The 17,107-nt window shown below is 54.3% G+C and carries 14 protein-coding genes; 8 read left to right on the top strand and 6 right to left on the bottom strand.

Annotated elements, in window-relative coordinates; genetic code table 11:
• Positions 1–2: 2 nt before the first annotated feature.
• The 3 genes from GXP58_01155 to GXP58_01145 form a co-directional block, all read right to left on the bottom strand.
• Positions 3–470 (bottom strand): CBS domain-containing protein, encoded by a 468-nt coding sequence (locus GXP58_01155; GenBank protein NOY52211.1) that lies wholly within the window; start codon positions 468–470, stop codon positions 3–5.
• An 80-nt stretch (positions 471–550) separates the two neighbouring features.
• Entirely contained in the window at positions 551–1,900 is a 1,350-nt protein-coding gene (locus tag GXP58_01150) for a sigma-54-dependent Fis family transcriptional regulator (GenBank protein ID NOY52210.1), read from the bottom strand.
• The gene (locus GXP58_01145) at positions 1,897–5,079 is read right to left on the bottom strand and encodes a PAS domain S-box protein (GenBank protein ID NOY52209.1); all 3,183 of its coding nucleotides are present in this window, start codon (positions 5,077–5,079) and stop codon (positions 1,897–1,899) included. The genes GXP58_01150 and GXP58_01145 overlap by 4 nt, the downstream gene beginning before the upstream one ends.
• A gap of 138 nt (positions 5,080–5,217) precedes the next feature.
• Here GXP58_01145 and GXP58_01140 point away from each other — a divergent pair, with 138 nt between their 5' ends.
• From GXP58_01140 to rmuC, 4 genes are all read left to right on the top strand, one after another.
• Complete coding sequence (locus GXP58_01140) at positions 5,218–6,153, top strand: ChaN family lipoprotein (protein NOY52208.1); 936 nt, start codon at positions 5,218–5,220, stop codon at positions 6,151–6,153.
• Between the two features lie 33 nt (positions 6,154–6,186).
• The gene (locus tag GXP58_01135) at positions 6,187–6,588 is read left to right on the top strand and encodes a YkgJ family cysteine cluster protein (GenBank protein ID NOY52207.1); all 402 of its coding nucleotides are present in this window, start codon (positions 6,187–6,189) and stop codon (positions 6,586–6,588) included.
• Between the two features lie 293 nt (positions 6,589–6,881).
• Positions 6,882–8,165 carry a tetratricopeptide repeat protein gene (locus GXP58_01130; GenBank protein NOY52206.1) on the top strand — a complete coding sequence of 428 codons (1,284 nt, stop codon included), beginning with the start codon at positions 6,882–6,884 and terminating at the stop codon, positions 8,163–8,165.
• On the top strand, positions 8,158–9,495 hold the full coding sequence (rmuC, locus tag GXP58_01125; protein NOY52205.1) for a DNA recombination protein RmuC: 1,338 nt from the start codon (positions 8,158–8,160) through the stop codon (positions 9,493–9,495). The genes GXP58_01130 and rmuC overlap by 8 nt, the downstream gene beginning before the upstream one ends.
• Positions 9,496–9,546: 51 nt before the next feature.
• Here rmuC and GXP58_01120 read toward each other — a convergent pair whose 3' ends face one another.
• Positions 9,547–10,110 (bottom strand): tetratricopeptide repeat protein, encoded by a 564-nt coding sequence (locus tag GXP58_01120; protein NOY52204.1) that lies wholly within the window; start codon positions 10,108–10,110, stop codon positions 9,547–9,549.
• Between the two features lie 170 nt (positions 10,111–10,280).
• On the opposite strand from GXP58_01120, the gene GXP58_01115 reads away from it, so the two are divergent.
• Positions 10,281–12,251, top strand: coding sequence for a DEAD/DEAH box helicase (locus GXP58_01115; protein ID NOY52203.1), 1,971 nt, complete (start codon positions 10,281–10,283; stop codon positions 12,249–12,251).
• A gap of 43 nt (positions 12,252–12,294) precedes the next feature.
• Here GXP58_01115 and GXP58_01110 read toward each other — a convergent pair whose 3' ends face one another.
• Positions 12,295–12,525 carry a sulfurtransferase TusA family protein gene (locus GXP58_01110; GenBank protein ID NOY52202.1) on the bottom strand — a complete coding sequence of 77 codons (231 nt, stop codon included), beginning with the start codon at positions 12,523–12,525 and terminating at the stop codon, positions 12,295–12,297.
• Positions 12,526–12,865: 340 nt separating this feature from the next.
• Here GXP58_01110 and GXP58_01105 point away from each other — a divergent pair, with 340 nt between their 5' ends.
• A complete protein-coding gene (locus GXP58_01105; GenBank protein NOY52201.1) occupies positions 12,866–13,771 on the top strand; it encodes a HAMP domain-containing histidine kinase in 906 nt (301 codons plus the stop codon).
• On the opposite strand, the gene amrS is transcribed toward GXP58_01105, so the two are convergent.
• Positions 13,716–14,723 carry an AmmeMemoRadiSam system radical SAM enzyme gene (gene amrS / locus GXP58_01100; GenBank protein ID NOY52200.1) on the bottom strand — a complete coding sequence of 336 codons (1,008 nt, stop codon included), beginning with the start codon at positions 14,721–14,723 and terminating at the stop codon, positions 13,716–13,718. The genes GXP58_01105 and amrS overlap by 56 nt on opposite strands.
• 134 nt (positions 14,724–14,857) lie before the next feature.
• Here amrS and GXP58_01095 point away from each other — a divergent pair, with 134 nt between their 5' ends.
• Both GXP58_01095 and GXP58_01090 read left to right on the top strand, forming a co-directional pair.
• Positions 14,858–15,241 carry a response regulator gene (locus GXP58_01095; GenBank protein ID NOY52199.1) on the top strand — a complete coding sequence of 128 codons (384 nt, stop codon included), beginning with the start codon at positions 14,858–14,860 and terminating at the stop codon, positions 15,239–15,241.
• A 118-nt stretch (positions 15,242–15,359) separates the two neighbouring features.
• The gene (locus GXP58_01090) at positions 15,360–17,093 is read left to right on the top strand and encodes an AMIN domain-containing protein (protein ID NOY52198.1); all 1,734 of its coding nucleotides are present in this window, start codon (positions 15,360–15,362) and stop codon (positions 17,091–17,093) included.
• Positions 17,094–17,107: the final 14 nt, after the last annotated feature.

The raw sequence follows: 17,107 nt of genomic DNA, 5'->3' as shown, positions 1-17,107 counted from the left end.
GTTTAGTCGTTGGATGTGGGAGTATCCGCCAGGCAGATTCTGCTCGTGTAGCTCAGAAGGCCCTTCCTGTGAATTGTCCCGATCAGGATTCCATTCCGGGTGACCGGGGTGACCTGTAACCGGTATTTGACAAGATCGGCAAGGACGCTGATGAGGCTGTCGTCCTCATCAACGGTGATGAAGTCCGTTCGCATGATTGCACTGACCGGGTGGTCCTTGATCTTTTTGCAGACCCCTTCAAAGTATCCTTCCGGCATCAGATGAGCAAGTTCCTCTTTCATCATGACGTAATCCGGGAGGTAGGCCTGAAAGAGTTCGTAGATCGTGACAATGCCGACAAGCCGTTTCTCTCTGTCGATTACGCAGGCAGCATCAATTTTGCGGGCATTGAAAAGCTTGATCAGTTCATGAAGCGGTGCATCCACCTGGATCGTGATCGGAGCCGGGTTCATGATTTTATGGGCTTTCATGAGGGATTCTCCTTTGTCGGGTTGACTGTTGGGAAGAAAATTATATTTTATCGGATTGTTGCCGGAAAGTAAATGTTTTTTCAGTCGCTGTTCTGCAATTTTCGGTAAAGCGTCCGACGGTCGATCTGGAGGATTTCGGCTGCCTTTAACTTGTGTCCGCCCACGCTTTCAAGAACCCGCTTGATATGTGCCATCTCGACCTCCCGCAGGGGAAGATGAAGCAAGTCGGTGTTCCGGCGTTTTTCCGTACTTTCCTTAATGAGATGGGGGGGGAGATCGTCGGCGGTAATCTCAATGCCCCTACAGAGGATGACCGCCCGTTCCAGGATGTTCTCAAGTTCTCGGACATTGCCCGGCCAGGAGTAATTCATCAGGATTTGGAGTGCCTCCCGCGAGATTGTAATGTCCGGCCGCTGATTTTCTTCACCGAAGTGAGCGAGAAAGTGGCGGACCAGCAGGGGAATGTCCTCCGTCCGGATTTTGAGCGGCGGGAGGTAGATCGGGATCACGTTCAGCCGGTAATAGAGGTCTTCACGGAAGGTCCCTTCCTCCACCATCCGGTGGAGATCCTGGTTGGTTGCCGTGATCAGCCGGAGATCAATCTTCCGATTTTCCGTTCCGCCTACCGGTTTGATCTCCCGTTCCTGGAGTACCCGCAGCAATTTTACCTGGATGGCCGTGGAGAGTTCTCCGACCTCGTCCAAAAAGAGGGTTCCCCCGTCCGCCTCCTCAAAAAGTCCTGCATGACTGGCCACGGCGCCCGTGAAGGCCCCTTTGATGTGGCCGAAGAGTTCACTTTCCAGAAGGGTTTCCGGAATGGCACTGCAGTTGACGGGAACAAAGGGTTTGTTCTTCCGGGGGCTGTTGTAGTGAATCGCCTTGGCTACCAACTCTTTTCCCGTTCCGCTTTTTCCATGGATGAGTATGGTACTTTTTCCACGGGCGATCTTCTCGATCAGGTCGAAGAGTTCCTGCATCTTTTTGCTCTTTCCGATGATGTTGTTGAATTGGTAACGTCGGCGGACCTCCTTGCGAAGATGATCCACCTCCTGGCGCAGGGCCCTTTCTTCGATAATCTTCCGGATCAGGATCTGGATCTCGTCCAGTTTAAAAGGCTTCGAAATGTAATCGTAGGCTCCCTGCTTCATGGCCTCCACGGCGGAATTGATTGTTCCGAAAGCCGTCATGATGATGACGTAGGTCCGGGGAGAGATTTTCTTGATTTCTTTCAGTAGTTCGATGCCGTTGAGGCCGGGCATCTTGATGTCTGTGAGAACGATGTCATACACATGATCCTCGATCCGGGCAAGGGCTGTACTGCCGTTCGCCGCCTCTTCAACCTCGTAACCTTCCCGTGCGATGATTTTGTGCAGCAGTTCACGCATCCTGTCCTCGTCTTCGACAATCAGGACTGATATCGACGGATTCATTTCGGACTCCATTTCTTTTGGTTCTTCCGGGAAGCAATTGCTCCATCGCGGGCCGGGTTTTCCTCCCCGGTCCTCCGAAAAGGCAGGAGCAGTGAAAAACACGAACCTTCGCCGAGCCGGCTCTCCACTTCGATCCGCCCCTGATGGTTTTCCATGATTCGGTGACAGACGGCCAGTCCCAGACCGGTCCCCTGGCCGACCTCTTTTGTCGTAAAGAAGGGGTTAAAAATATTCTTCAAATCCTGGGGATGAATTCCGCAGCCGTTATCACGAATGCGGATGATCACCTGTTGCCGTTCCTCATCCCGGGCCGTCCGGATTTGCAGCGTTCCTCCCTCCGGCATGGCATGCAGTGCGTTGATGATGATGTTCAGAAGGACCTGCTGAAGCTGATGGGCATCGGCCACGGTCGGCGGAACTTCTTCGTCCAGATCTTCCAGCAGGATGATGGCATTTTTTTCCATCTGATGCCGGGTCAGGTTCAGGGTCTGGAGAACCAGGGCATTAATATCGGTCGGTTCGAAACGGGGCCGATTGTCTCGGGCAAAATCCATCAACTGTTGAATCAGTTGCGTGATCCGGTCGGTTTGCTGAAGAATGATCGAAAGTTCTTCCGTGAGGGGATTGTCCGGGTCCATGTCCATCATCAGGTATTCTGCATTGCCGGAGATAATGTTCAGAGGAGTGCCGATCTCATGAGCAATGCCGGCGGCAAGCTGGCCGATGCTGGACAGTTTTTCGGAACGCTGAATCTGTTCCTGGATCTGTTTCTGTTCGGTGATATCCCGAATGACGGCGGAACTCCCGATCATCTGCCGGCGCTGATCCCGGATCGCCGTCAAGGAAATATGGAGGGTAACCTCCCGTCCCTCACGGGTGATATTGTTAATCTCGTAATCCCGGATAAATCCCTTCTCCCGGAGTTCCTGGCGGACCGGGTCCGGATAGACCTGACCCGCCTCCCGGAACAGGGCGGGGAAGGGGGTTCCCAGGACTTCCTCTTTGCTGAAATGGAAGATCTTTTCGGCGCCGCTGTTCCAGGTGGTAATTCGATCTTCGGCGTCCATGCTGATGATTCCGTCAACGGAATCGGTGAGAATCCCGGCCAGAAACTGGTCATCCTGATGTTTTCCTGCCTCGAGCCGGATGCGGAAGATCCCGGCGGCGAGTTGATTGGCAAGGGCTTCCAGAAGGATCAGGTCTTCACCGGAAAATCCCCGCTTCCGGTTGGTTACCAGCTCCAGTACGCCGGTCAAGGTTCCCTCTGCGATCAGGGGGAGACAGAAGTCGGATTGCAGATCGTCCGGGTTGGTGCGGGATCCGACATATCGGCTCATAGCATCGCGGTAAGGGTGGTCGATGATCTGGATTGAACGGGCACGGGCTGCCGTGGTGGCAATACTGTCCGGGGCCTGAAGAGAGAGACGGGCAAAATCCTTTTGGAAAGTTTCCGAAAAACCTGCCGCACGGGCAAGGACAAGCTCTTCCGTTTCCGCTTCGTAAAGAAATATTGCCGCCATTCCCAACTCCAGGTTGTAGAGGATGTTTTCCAGTGCTCCGCTGAGAATCTGCGACAGGTCGGAAGACTTGGCGATGGTGTCGGAGATCTCGAAGACGACCTCCCGCTCCCGGTCGATCTTGCGCTGTTCCGTAACATCATGGAAAATGGCGTTGATGAATTTCTGGTTCTGAAAATCGAACAGACTGTTGCTGATGTCGACAAAGACATATCGTTCATCTTTTCTGCGCAACGGGATTTTGTAAAGGTTCGATGCCCCCTCTTTCAGCGCTTCCGTGTAGTTGTCCTCGACCCGTTCCCGGTCTTCGACCAGAAAAAGGTCCGTGTAGGTTGTTTCCCGGAGTTCCTTCTGGCTGAACCCCGTCAGAGTCTCCGCCTTGAGGTTGGCCAGAGTACACAGACGGGTCTCGGCATTAAAGATGAAGATGGCGTCGTTAGCCTTTTCGATCAGCTTGTGAAACTTCATTTCCGACTTAATCAGTTCCTGCGTTCGGTGATGAACTTCCTCCTGGATGCTTGCATTCCATTCTTCCATCTTTTTCTTGGATGCTTTCAGGTTATCCGTCATCCGATTGAATTCATAGGCCAGCTCGGCCAGCTCGTCATCGGAAGTGTCTGCAACCTGGAAATTCAGATCCCCTCCCCCCACACGCCGCGCCGCATCGACGAGGGCGTGAATCGGGCGGGTCAGGTTCCGGGTAATAAGTAAAGCGGCGAAGATCAGAAGGGAAAAAAGGCCCAAGCCGATGAGAAGGGTCCGATGTAGTTGGACATTAATTTCCCGGAAGGCCTCGGCGGTTTCCATCTCCGCCACCAGGGTCCATCCGAAGCGGGGAAAGGGAAGAAAATGCTGAATCACTTGGGCCCCCCGGTAGTCGCGGACATAGGCATGCGAGCGGATCCACCCTTCCCGTTGGTACATCTCCTTCAGGTTGACCTTCTTTTTTAGGATGACCTCCTTCTGAAAGCGGGAATTTGAAATAATGAATCCTGCTTTGTTGACAAGAAAGGTTTCTCCTGTTCTGCCAAGACCGGTCCGGTTCTTCAGGATACGATTGATTGCTTCCATGGGAATCACAAGATTGAAGAGACCGAGAAAACCTCCGTTGCCACTCTTGATAGGGGAGGAGACGACGATCTCCGGGTGGTGGTTTCCTTCCATGTAGGTGCTGAAGACCGGTGCGGGATGGTTTCTGTATTGAACGCTCTCCGGGGCCTGACTACGGTCCATCCCCATCAGGGCCGGATCGGAAGAAGCAAGGACCCTGCCGTCCTTGCCGGTGATCCAAAGCAGCTTAGACCCGAATTCGTGGTTCTTCTCTTTCAGGTACTTTTGCAGCCGGGCCCGGGTATTCCGTATGCTTTCGTCGGAAAATGTGGTGGACTGCAGTACCACGGCGGCGATGAACAGAAACTCATTGTCCGTGACCGTTGTTTTTAACTGGATCTCTTTTTGGCGAAGGTAGTTCGTGAGGGCATCTCGTTGCAGATTCAGCAGTGATTCAAAGTGCTCAAAGACCTGATGCTGAATGGCGGCCTTACTCTGCCGGTAGCCGGTATAACCGACCGTTACCAGGGGGATCAGGAAGAAGAGACTGAACCAGATCAGCAGCCGCTGTCCAATACCGTGGAAGAGGCTGACCCTGTGCAAAGATGACATGAACTCTCCATCAGATTGAGCGATCGGAGAAAAAGAGTAACATAATGCATTCACCTTGACAAGAGCCCTTCCTTTCGGTACGTTTCCGTAAAATTCGGCTTTCCCTGCAAACGGTCTCCCGGAAAGGAGTCTCTGACCTTGTCTTTGAAAAAGGTTTTGCTCTGCGGAATTCTGCTGTGGTCGTTCGTGGGGTGTGCCCTGCACAGGTTCCCGGAGGGAAACCGAAATCTTCCTTATCCTTCCCGAGGGGTCCGCGAGAATACCATTGTTCATGTACGTACCGGTTACCGTCTTGATCCGGAGCAGTTCTTCGAATTTCTCCGTGGTACCCGGGTTGTCTACCTTGCTGAAATTCATAACAGTCCGGGGGTTCACCGGATGCAGGCGGAGGTCATCCGGGGATTGGCCGAACGCTTTCCGGGGAGAGTCTCCGTCGGGATGGAAATGTTTCCTTATACGGCGCAGAAGGCCCTTGACCGGTGGTACCGGGAGAATAACCGATCGGACAAGGAGTTTCGGAAGCTCTGGAAAGCCTACTGGGGGGAGAAGATTGACTATTACCGTCCGGTTCTCAAGGTGCTGAAGCAGAAAAAAATTCCCATACTGGGACTTAACGCTCCGAAATCGGCGGTACTGAAAATCGCCCGAAACGGACTGGAAAATCTTCCGAAGACTTTTCGTGATTCCCTTCCTGAAATAGATTTGTCCGACCCTTATGAGAGACGTTACCTCGCGTCCGTTTTCAAGGGACATCCGCAGGGGCGGGGCATGCTGGACCGCTTTTTTCTTGTCCAGGCCTTTTGGGAGGAGACGATGGCGGAAACGGCGGCGGCATACCTGCAGAGTGCGCAAGGCCGATCAAAGATCCTTATTATCCTGGCGGGGGAGAACCACGTTGATTACGGATTCGGGATTCCCCGGCGCCTCTTCCGCCGGCTGCCGGTTTCCTATGTTACCGTCCAGCCAAAAATCCTTGCGATCGAGCAGATACCGAAATCTCAATTCATGAAAGTGAAAGAACCGCCCCTTCCCCTGCGGGTGGCCGATTTCTACTGGTATGTATATTTTCAGTAACCCATGAGACATTTGTGCAGAGAAAAACGAACGATGTCTTCTTGCAAAACAAAAAATATCCGGAGCAAATCCCGCAGGAGAAAAAAAAATCCGGAACAAAAAAACGTCTGCCTGGAATGTGAGGCGACCTGCTGCCGTGACCTTGCCGTCATGATTACAAGACCAAGGACCCGGGAGGAGATTGATGTCCTGAAATGGCAGCTCCATTTTGATACGGTCAGCGTCTTCATCCGGAACCACCGATGGCATGTCCTGACCAGGGGAAGATGTATCTATCTCTCCCCGGAAAATCTCTGCACGATCTATGAAGAACGCTCCGAGATCTGCCGGGACCACCAGCCCCCCGACTGTGAACGCTACGGCGAATACTACGACGTCCTGATCGAAACCCCGGATGAACTGGAAGCCCACCTGGCCCGCCCCCGGAAAGGGTAGATCGTTCCTGTTCTCTGCTGTGAGACTTGGAAGTAGTAGGGGCTATGGCCGGGCCTTCGTCCTGCCCGGTGTAGGTTTGGTTCCCGTGTTGCCGGGTGCGATCGAAATGTACAGGGTTGATGCGGACCGGAATGTTCCGGATGACATACTCGTTGGGCACTACGGTAACGGCCGTTTTCGAAGCAGGTGCCGAAATGTCTCCGGGTCTCCATTGACTTTCGAAAACCTCCTTGATATACCTGATTTACTGTATGATGCCTGCCGTAGTGGCCGGGGGAAAGGAGAGAATCTGAATGTCGTTTCTGAGATCCATCTTTGGTGGAAGTCCCGAAAAAGATCTGAACCGGGCGGAGGAGCATATTGCCGCCGGGCAATGGGGTGATGCGCGTCTCCTCCTTGGACGTCTTCTTAAAAAGATCGGGAAGAAAGATGCCCCCCTTCTGGAGGAGGTGGAACGAAAACTTGCCGAGGTGACGGCGCATCTGGCCCGAAGTCATGAAGCGGAAGGGGACCGCTTGTACGATTCCGGTATGGCGGATGAAGCTGTTGAACGGTATCATCTGGCGCTCTCCCTCTTCGAGGAGGAGTCGGACCGGGAACGGGTGGAAGAAAAGCTCTCCCGCGAGGCGCCGAACTCCGCACCTCCTTTGTCGGTGGAGCGCCTCTTCGTGGATGAGAACTACTGTCCGGGCGGGCAGTGTTCCTCCGATCATGAGGCGGCCGTTTTCGAGGGGGATCCTAAGGATTATTTCGAGATCCTGGTGCATACTCTGGATCCGGACCGGGCGGAGGCTTACCGTGCCCTGGGAGAGGATTTTGCCCTGGCCTATGCCTACACCAATCTCGAAGATTTTTCGAAGGCAATTTCCTGCTATGAAAAGGCTCTGCAAGCACATCCGGATCATCCGATCCTTCACAAGGAAATGGGACGGGCTCTCCTTTTTCTGGGGGAATCGGAACGGGCTGTTGCGTCTCTCCGCCGGGCCTGGGAGTCCGACCCGAAAGACCTGGAACTGGGGTATGTTTTTGCGTCGGCCCTGCACGAAAGGGAGCAGGGGGAAGAGGCCCTTTCCGTTCTGGATCGTCTCTTGGAGGCCCATCCTGATGAGATCGGCGCCTTTCTCATGATGGGCGACATCCACCTGAAGGCCGGCGACATGGAACGCTCCCTGGAGAGATACCGGGCGGTCCTGGAAGTCGATCCCGAGTTTCCCGAGATTCACAGCCGGTTGGGAGAATGGGCTGTGGCTGCCGGAGACCGCAAACAGGCGATTGAGCATTTTTCGGAGGCGGTGGAATACGGGAACAATGCACGGGATATGCAACGGCTTGCCGATCTTCATCTGGCGGAGGGGCACGATCCGGAGATCGCCTTGGGGCTGTTGAACAACGCTCTCTATCTCGACCCGGAAAACCGGTGGACCTATCTCCTCCGAATCGGGGAGGTCTATCTGAAGAAGGGGTGGAAACAGGAGGGGATGGAGATTCTGGAGCAGGTGCAGGAGAAAATTCCCGAGGATCAGGAGGAGGCAAGGTTACGGCTTGAGGCCCTCCTTACAGGGGGTGCGAATGCCTGATTATTTCTTTTTCCTTTTGCTCCTTCTGCTCGTTGGGGTGAATAGCGTCATCCTGGTCCTGGTTTTCCTCCGGGGGCGCGGGGCACGGTCGTTGCAGGAACATCGCTTTGCCGACCTGGAAAAGAACCAGGAGCGGATTGAACGGACCTTCAAGGAGGAAATTTCCCGGAACCGGGAAGAGACGGGGATCCATGCACAGCAAAGCCGGGAGGAATTGAGCCGTTCCGTTCGTATCTCCGGCGAATCCCTCCTCACCCGGATGTCGGAGATTGCACAACTCCAGAAGAACCAGCTCGATACCTTTGCCAACCAGTTGGCTCATCTGACACAGAGCAGTGAGCAGAAGTTGGAACGATTGCGGGAATCTCTGGAAACGAAGTTTCAGGGGCTGCAGGAAGAAAACAGTCTGAAGCTGGAACAGATGCGGGCGACGGTGGATGAGAAACTCCATGAGACGCTCGAAAAACGTTTGGGGGAGTCCTTTAAGTTTGTGAGTGAACGGCTGGAGAAGGTTCACCAGGGGCTGGGGGAGATGCAGACCCTTGCCGCCGGTGTCGGGGATCTCAAACGAGTTCTGACCCATGTGAAGACCCGGGGGACCTGGGGAGAGATTCAACTCGGGACGATCCTCGAAGAACTCCTGACACCGGATCAGTTTGCACGGAATGTGGCCACGAAGAAGAAAGGCAAGGAACGGGTGGAGTTTGCCGTCAAACTTCCCGGAAAGGGGGAGGACGCAGGCCATGAGGTTTGGCTCCCTCTGGATGCGAAGTTCCCGCGGGAGGATTACGATCGTCTCCTTGATGCTCGGGAGCGGGCCGATGCCGCCGGGGTGGAGGACGCGGCGAAACAGTTGGAGATACGGATCAAGAAGAGCGCCAGGGATATCCGGGAGAAATATCTTGATCCGCCCTATACCACCGATTTTGCAATCATGTTTCTCCCCACGGAGGGGTTGTATGCCGAGGTACTCAATCGTCCCGGTCTTTTTGATACGCTCCAGCGGAAGTACCGGATCACGGTGACCGGTCCCACGACTTTGTCGGCTCTGATCAACAGTCTCCAGATGGGATTCCGTACCCTTGCGATCGAAAAAAGATCCAGTGAGGTTTGGGTACTTCTCGGTGCCGTGAAGACGGAGTTCGGCAAGTTCGGTTATATCCTCGAAAAGACGCAGAAGAAATTGCAGGAGGCAAGCAACACGATCGAGGAGGCGGCACGGAAGACCCGGAATATCGGGCGGAAACTCAACCGCGTGCAGGAGCTGCCGGCCGCGGAGACGGTGGAACAGCTCGGCGAACTTGAAGATGAGCCGGAAGAGGCGGGGTAGGGGGAGCGCCCATCTTCTGACGAGGTTTTAAATGGTTTTTATTCGGTTTCCTCACGATTTGTTCTTCGTGTTTTTGCCTATGCGGATCCTTCGGATCCTTCGGACCTCCTGCCGGATCGAGGCGGCCATGGGGTGATTCGGATAAAGAGAGAGAAATTTCTCCCAGACTTTTACGGCACCGGCCGGATCTTTAAGATCGTAGGCCAGGACCACCCCGAGATTGGCCAGTCCGTTGGGGTGGTCCGGCTGATAGCTCAGGGCTTTGCGGTAGGCCTGCACCGCCTTTTCCGGTTTTCCCATCTTTCGGTAGCAAGTTCCCATGTCGATTCGGACATCGACATCTTCCGGGATGATCTCCAGCGTCCGGGTATAGGCATTGACCGCATCCAGGTAGCGGTGGGCATCCATGTCGCTGTTTCCCTGCCGGATCAGGCTTTGAACATCTTTCGTGCCTTGTTCAAGGTCTCCCACTGTCGGTAGGGTGGATGCGTGCCGTTCCGACGCTGCTTTTGGAGTGTCCGAAGCGGATTCCGAGCCCTTTTTGCTACAGCCGTTCCCGACCAGCAAAAGGCAAAGGATCAATGTAAAAAGAGTTCCTCCAATTTTTCCGTTCATCTTTTCCTCCTTCAGCTCTTACGGTTCTCCTTGCCTGCCGTTCCGGCCAAGGCATTCTCCCTTTTTTTGCAGTGTACTGTAACGAATCACGTCTGGAATATCAAGCGATTCTCCATTCTTGCAGCGCCTCCTCTCCCTGTGTTATGATGCGCCTGTTTGCAGGAGGAAAAATGAACGAAGAGATACATCCTGATGGAATTTTCGGCCCCGGCGGGGTTCTGTCACGAAAGTTGCCGGGGTATGAGTTTCGCTCCCAGCAGTTGAAGATGAGTGAAACGGTGATGGAGGGATTCCGACAGGGACGGCATGTCCTCGTCGAAGCGGGGACCGGGACGGGGAAGACCCTTGCCTATCTGGTCCCGGCTGTCCTTTCCGGCCGGAAGGTGGTGATCTCCACCGGCACCAAGGCATTGCAGGAGCAGCTTTTCTACAAGGATCTTCCTCTCCTCCGGGATCTGCTTGGGAAGCCCTTTCTGGCCGCCTATATGAAAGGGCGCAGTAATTATCTTTGCTGGAATCGTTATCATCAATTCAAGGCGTTTCCTCTTTTGATTGATCCCGGAGACCGGGAACGATTTGCAGCGCTGAAGTCCTGGGTGGACAAGACGACGACCGGTGATGTCGCTGAATTGTCCGGGATGCAGGAGACCTCGTCCCTCTGGAAACAGGTCAATTCACAGCGGGAGGCCTGTCAGGGAGGGCAATGTCCCGATCTGGACCGTTGCTTTATCACGGTGATGCGGCGGCAGGCCGCCCGGGCCGATCTTGTGATTGTCAACCATCATCTCTTTTTTGCCGATCTAAAAATCCGGGAAAAGGGGGCCGGGGAGGTGATCCCCGATTATGAGGGCGTCATCTTTGATGAAGCTCACCTGATCGAGGAGGTGGCGACCCATCATTTAGGTCTTCAGGTCAGCAACTACCGTCTGGAAGAACTGATCCGCGACATCCGGCAGGGATTGAAACGGATGGGACGTGCACGGGGAAAGAAAAAGGTGGAGGCGCTCTGCGAAAAGGTGGAAGCTCTGGCAAAAGAATTCTTTTCCACCTTTCTCAGCGGCGGGGATCGATTCCGTATGGTCCCGGAGAAACGGACGGAAAAGCAGTCCGGCCGGGGAGAAGATCTCCTGCACGGTCTGCATGGACTGCAGAAAGAGCTTCGCCCCTTTGTGGAGAAACAGGAAGAGCTTGCCTCCTGCCGCAGGAGAAGTGAAGAGATCCATGAGGAGTTGAAGTTTATTCTCGATGGCCGGGACTATCAGCAGGTTTACTGGTGCGAGATCCGGGGTAAAGGGGTCTTCCTCCATGCCTCACCTATTGATGTTTCAAAGGAGCTGCAGGAGAAAATCTTCTCTCCCGCCGACTGTGCGGTTCTCACATCGGCCACCTTGACGGCGGGCGGGAGTTTCGACTACATAAAAAGGCGGCTTGGTTTGAGTGACGCGGTGGAGCTTGCACTGCCGTCCCCCTTTGATTATGCCTCTCAGGCTCTTCTTTATCTTCCGCAGATGAAATGTGAGCCGCGGGGGAGTGATTTCGACCGGGAGGCGGCCGGGGAGATTGAAAAAATTCTTGAACGGACGCGGGGGCGCGCCTTTGTCCTCTTTACCAGCAACCGGAACCTCGATGCCGTTTATCAACTTTTGCAAGGGAAAATGAAATACCGGCTGCTCAAACAGGGGGAGGCTTCACGTGAAGAACTGCTTCATGATTTTCGGGAGGACACGGCGTCGGTTCTCTTTGCCACCCGTTCTTTCTGGCAGGGAATCGATGTCCGGGGAGAGGCCCTCTCCTGTGTGATTGTCGACAAACTTCCCTTTGCCGCGCCCCAGGATCCTGTCGTGGCGGCCCGGATCGAAGCCGTGCGAAAAGGAGGCGGAAACCCCTTTTACGACTACCAGCTTCCCGAGGCGGCGATTGCCCTGAAACAGGGGTTCGGCCGGTTGATCCGAAGCGGAAATGACCGGGGCGTCCTCTCCATTCTTGACAGAAGAATCCATACCAAGGCCTATGGGAAGTATTTTCTGAAAAGTCTGGCCCGGATGCCCCTCACCCGGAAAGCCGAAGAGATTCTTCGTTTTATCGAACCTCCCGCCTCCCGGCATGATGACGAACGCGTTTCTTGCAAGGGGCAGGCCTGAGCTCCCTTCCCGGTGTTGCTGAATCCGGCCCCTTTTTCGTCCCTTACTGCTTCCGAATGTGAAAAACCGTCACATGTTCCTGTGCAATCAGCTCGCTGCCCTTTCGCTGTACCCAGTTCGGAAGATCATATTCGGTACAGACATCGGTGGTGAATACCTCCACGACCTCCCCCTGCTTCATCTCGGACATCGTGCCTTTCAGCTTTGCCAGTACCTCAGAGCATGCCATCTCCCTGCAGTCGAGGGTATGTTCGGAACAGATTTTTGTTACCATAACCGATACCTCCTTTCCCTCCGGAAAATGTTTCCCTTTCGCGACACGGGTTCATCCGCATCGTCTTGGGGAAGTTTCTGTATTTCTGGGAAAAGTATATCAGAAGATGAGAGATCCGGCCAGTGACGGGAAACTTTCAGAAAACGGGACCGGTCCCGACTGTGGACATTCTTCGAATTTCTTTTTAAGCGTAACAAAGAATCTGTAGAAATACAGGAGGTTACAGGGTGATTGTTTCTCCCGGCTCAAGTTGGAGTCCTTTTCTGCCGAAAAGGGGAAAGGAACTGTTTTAATCTCCTGACGTTGAAACGAAATCATATAGCTTGTAAAAGGGTCCTGTATGTACAGGTCAGGTCTGAAAAACGATCCGGGCCGGGAGGTCCGTTCCCGCGATGGAGAGCGGACCGCGGAAGCGTTCCGTAAGGATGTTTCGGTCTCTCCTGAAGAGGAGATCAGGGAACTTCGGGAACAGGTACGGATCCGGACGGAGTTCTTTGATACCCTCTCCCATGAACTGCGTACGCCCCTGACTGCGATTAAGGCCTATACCGACCTTCTCCTTCTCTATCGGGAAGAGAAGGAGGAGATCCAGGTCGAGTTCCTCCGGGTGATTGCCGACGAATCGGAGCGGATGAATGCCCTGATCAATGATTATCTCGATCTGAGTAAGATGGAGAACCGCCGGTCTGTTCAGCTCCGGAAGGAGGACGTCGATCCTGTCGAAGTCGTCGATTATTTTCTGACCGTTTTCAGTGGTGCAATGGTGCGGAAAAAAATCGAGGTTCTGAAAAGCTATGCTCCCGATCTTCCTTATGTCTCGGCCGATAAACAACGGCTGGGACAGGTGTTGTCGAACCTGATCGGCAATGCCGTAAAGTTTACTCCGGAAGGGGGAAAGATTCGGGCCGAGGTGAAAACGGATCCGTGCAATAGGTTAGGATGCCGGGAAGAAAAACCGTGGGTGATCGTGTCGATCGAGGACAGTGGGCCGGGCATTCCGGAAGAGGCCCGGGATCGTGTTTTTGAGAAGTTTTATCAGTTATCCTCCGTCACGAAGGAGGGGACCGGACTGGGCCTTCCCATCGCCCGGGAGATTGTTGAACTTCACGGTGGGGAGATCAGTGTAGAAACGGGGAGCCTCGGTGGTTGTGCCATGGTCTTTCGTCTTCCCGCCCTCTCCTGCTCCGGCGTTACTTCCAGACCCCGGCAATGCCTGTCCCGCAGGCAGGACAGAGCCCGTTCTTGATGCTGTTCTGAAGGATCCGGTAGCCGGAACGACGGATCACCTGCTTCCGGCAACCGGGGCACAGTGTTTCTTCCCCATCTTCTCCGGGAAGGTTTCCTACGAAGATATATTGTAGTCCCCGGTTCCTGCCGATGGATCGTGCTTTCCGGATGATCTCTGCTGAGGTCGGGGGGCGATCCATTAATCGGTAGGCCGGATGAAAGGCGCTGAGATGCCAGGGGATAGAGGGATCGATCGCGGCAATAACATCGGCGATGTATCTCAACTCGTCTTCGCCGTCGTTCAGGCCGGGGATGACCAGCGTGGTGACCTCCACCCAGATTCCCCGTTCATACATCCGGCGGATTGAGTCAACCACCGGCTGGAAATGGGCGCCGCAGATTTTCCGGTAGAAGGACTCCCGTCCTTTCAGGTCGATGTTGACTGCGTCCAGGTAGGGAGCGATCAAATCGATGGCCTCTTCCGTCATGTAGCCGTTGCTCACGAAGACATTCCGGATTCCCTGTCTTCGTGCCATACGGGCCGTTTCATACGCGGTTTCAAAGAAGATCGTCGGTTCCGTATAGGTGTAGGCGATGGTGGCACAGCCCATCTCTCCGGCTTGGCGAACGATCTCCTGTGGGGGAATCTCCTCCCCGAAGATTCTGTTCCGATCGTGAGGCATCTGGGCGATCTCCGCGTTCTGGCAATGACGGCAATGAAAATTGCATCCCACCGTGGCGATGGAATAGGAAAGGGAACCGGGGAGGAAATGAAAGAGCGGTTTCTTTTCGATCGGATCGACGGAACGCGCAATGAGCTTCCGGTAGACCATGGACGTGAGCATTCCATCCCGGTTCTCCCGCACAGCGCAGATTCCGCGTTTGCCCGGCTTGATCCTGCAACGGTGTCCGCAAAGATCACACAAGACAACGGAATGGTCCAGCTTCCGATAGAGCATCGCTTCTTTCATGATCGGCATTATAGCACAGCAGCATAATGAAGGTACACTCTGTGACGACACGGATATTTCGTTTGTCTTGACGATCTCCGCCTTCTGTGATAGAAAACAAGTATTATCCATTACAGGTGAAAGTCCCAAACACCATGCAGCCTGCCCACGAAACGAAAAAATCGATCCTGCTTGTGGATGATGAAGTGCATGTCCGTGACGGCTTGTCGGAGATCCTTCAGCAGGAGGGGTTCTATGTGGAAACAGCCGGAGACGGGAGGGAAGCACTCTCCCTCTCGGTAAACAAGAAGTTCGATCTCATGATCACCGATATCAAGATGCCCGAGATGGACGGAATGCAGCTTTTAGATGAAATCCAGAAGGTCAATCCCGGGATACGGGTGATCATGGTGACGGCCTTCGGCGATGTCGAAACCTATCTTAAGTCGATGCAGCTGGGCGCCCACGAATATATCAATAAACCGGTCAAGATTCAGGAGCTGAAACGGGTGATCGCAACGATTATGGATCAGCCCTGATTCTCCGGTTTCTCCACCGGCGTCCCCTTCCCGTCAACAAAAAACCTGATTAAAACTTGACATTTAGTTATTTTTCCTTTAAAATTCAGTTTAACTATCATCTGATAAGATGTCGATTATGAACAGATTCTTCAAAAAATCGCGCAGACATCTTTGTTTTTGTATCCTCTTCCTTTTTTTACTCTCTCTCCATCCCGCCGGGGTTCTTGCAAAAAGCGCCGCCGAGAATTCCTTCCGAAAAGCGCGACGCGATTACCGGCATCTGGTTCACTCCCGGAAAAAGATCAGGTATCGGGACCAGTGGGAACGTGTCATCCGGGAATTTGAATCCGTGGCCGACCGGTATCCCGATTCCCGTCGTGCCGATGATGCCCTCTACAACGCCGGGGTGGTGACGTTGAAGCTGCGAAGACGTTCCCGTGCCATCCGGGATTCGGACCGGGCCCTGCGGATCTTCCGGCGTCTTGCGGAGAACTATCCGAAGAGCCGTTATGCCGATGATGCCCAGTATTTTGTAGGGGAGATCTACCGGAAGATCAAGAAAGACCCGACACGGGCCTATCGGGCCTATGCCAAGATTCCGGCCTGGTTCCCGAAGGGAGACATGGTGTCGAAGGCGAAGGCCCGTCTTGCAGAACTGCCCCGGCCGGCCGGATTCCCCCGAAAGGGCTCCGGTCTTTCCGCTCCGGTTTCTCCGGCCGGCAAATCGAAGGTGGCGGTCAAACCGCCTTCCCCGCATAGGGGGCCGGTTCATCTTGTCGGGGTCCGTCACCGGATCGGCAAAGACTATGTTCGGGTGGTCCTCGACCTTGATGGCCCTGCTGATTTTGTGCAACACCATCTTACCGGGCCGGAAAGGGTTTATCTGAGTCTGCGCAATACACGCCTGGCCCCTGGTCTGAACAAGAATCCGATTGCCGTGGAGGACAAAAATCTCAAGGGAATACGCGTGGGCCAATACAATTCGAAAACGGCTCGTGTCGTCCTTGATTTTACAACCCCCCGAAAGGTGTCCGTCTTCTCTCTGACCTCTCCCGATCGTGTTGTTCTCGATATCGCGGCCGAGGGTTCCGTTCTGACACGATTGAGCAAATTCAAGAAGGAAACACACAATCCGGTGGAAGGCTCTCCCTCGCTGTCCGAACAGTTCGGGATGAAGATCGCCAAGGTAATTATCGATCCGGGGCACGGCGGGAAGGATCCCGGCTGTATCAGCAGGGACGGTCTGAAGGAAAAGGATATCACGCTTGATGTCGGGCTGCGTCTGAAGAAACTGCTTGAGAAGAAGCTCGGTCTGCAGGTGGTCATGACCCGGGATCGGGATGTCTATATTCCCTTGAAAGAACGGACGGCCATCGCCAACAGGGCAAAGGCGGACCTCTTTATATCGATTCATGTCAATGCGGCCCGGAATCGATCCATCAGCGGCGTTGAGACCTGGTTTCTCGATCTGGCCGCGTCGAAGCGCGCCAAGAGGATCGCCGCTCGGGAAAATTTCTATGCATCAAACCGAATGAGTGATCTGGAGAAGATCCTGAATGATCTTCTGCTCAACAACAAGACCCAGGAGTCGAGCCGCCTGGCAGAGACCCTGCAGGGGGCTCTCGTGACCGACCTCAGCCGGGATTACCGGGGGGTGAAGAACCTGGGTGTCAAGGGCGCTCCATTCGTGGTCCTCGTCGGGGCGCACATGCCGAGTGTTTTGAGTGAGATTTCCTTCATCAGCAATCCCACCGAAGAGAAACGCCTGCGGAGAGGTTCCTACCGGGAACAGGTAGCGCAGGGGCTTTTCCGCGGGATCAATCGCTATGTCAACTCCTCGGAGTATGCCTATTCCGCTGAACCGGAGTAGAAAGATCCCGGATC

Source organism: Deltaproteobacteria bacterium (assembly GCA_013151235.1).
GTDB lineage: Bacteria > CG2-30-53-67 > CG2-30-53-67 > CG2-30-53-67 > CG2-30-53-67 > JAADIO01.
The sequence above is the reverse complement of the archived record's forward strand: the minus strand, read 5'-3'. Positions and strand labels throughout refer to the sequence as shown.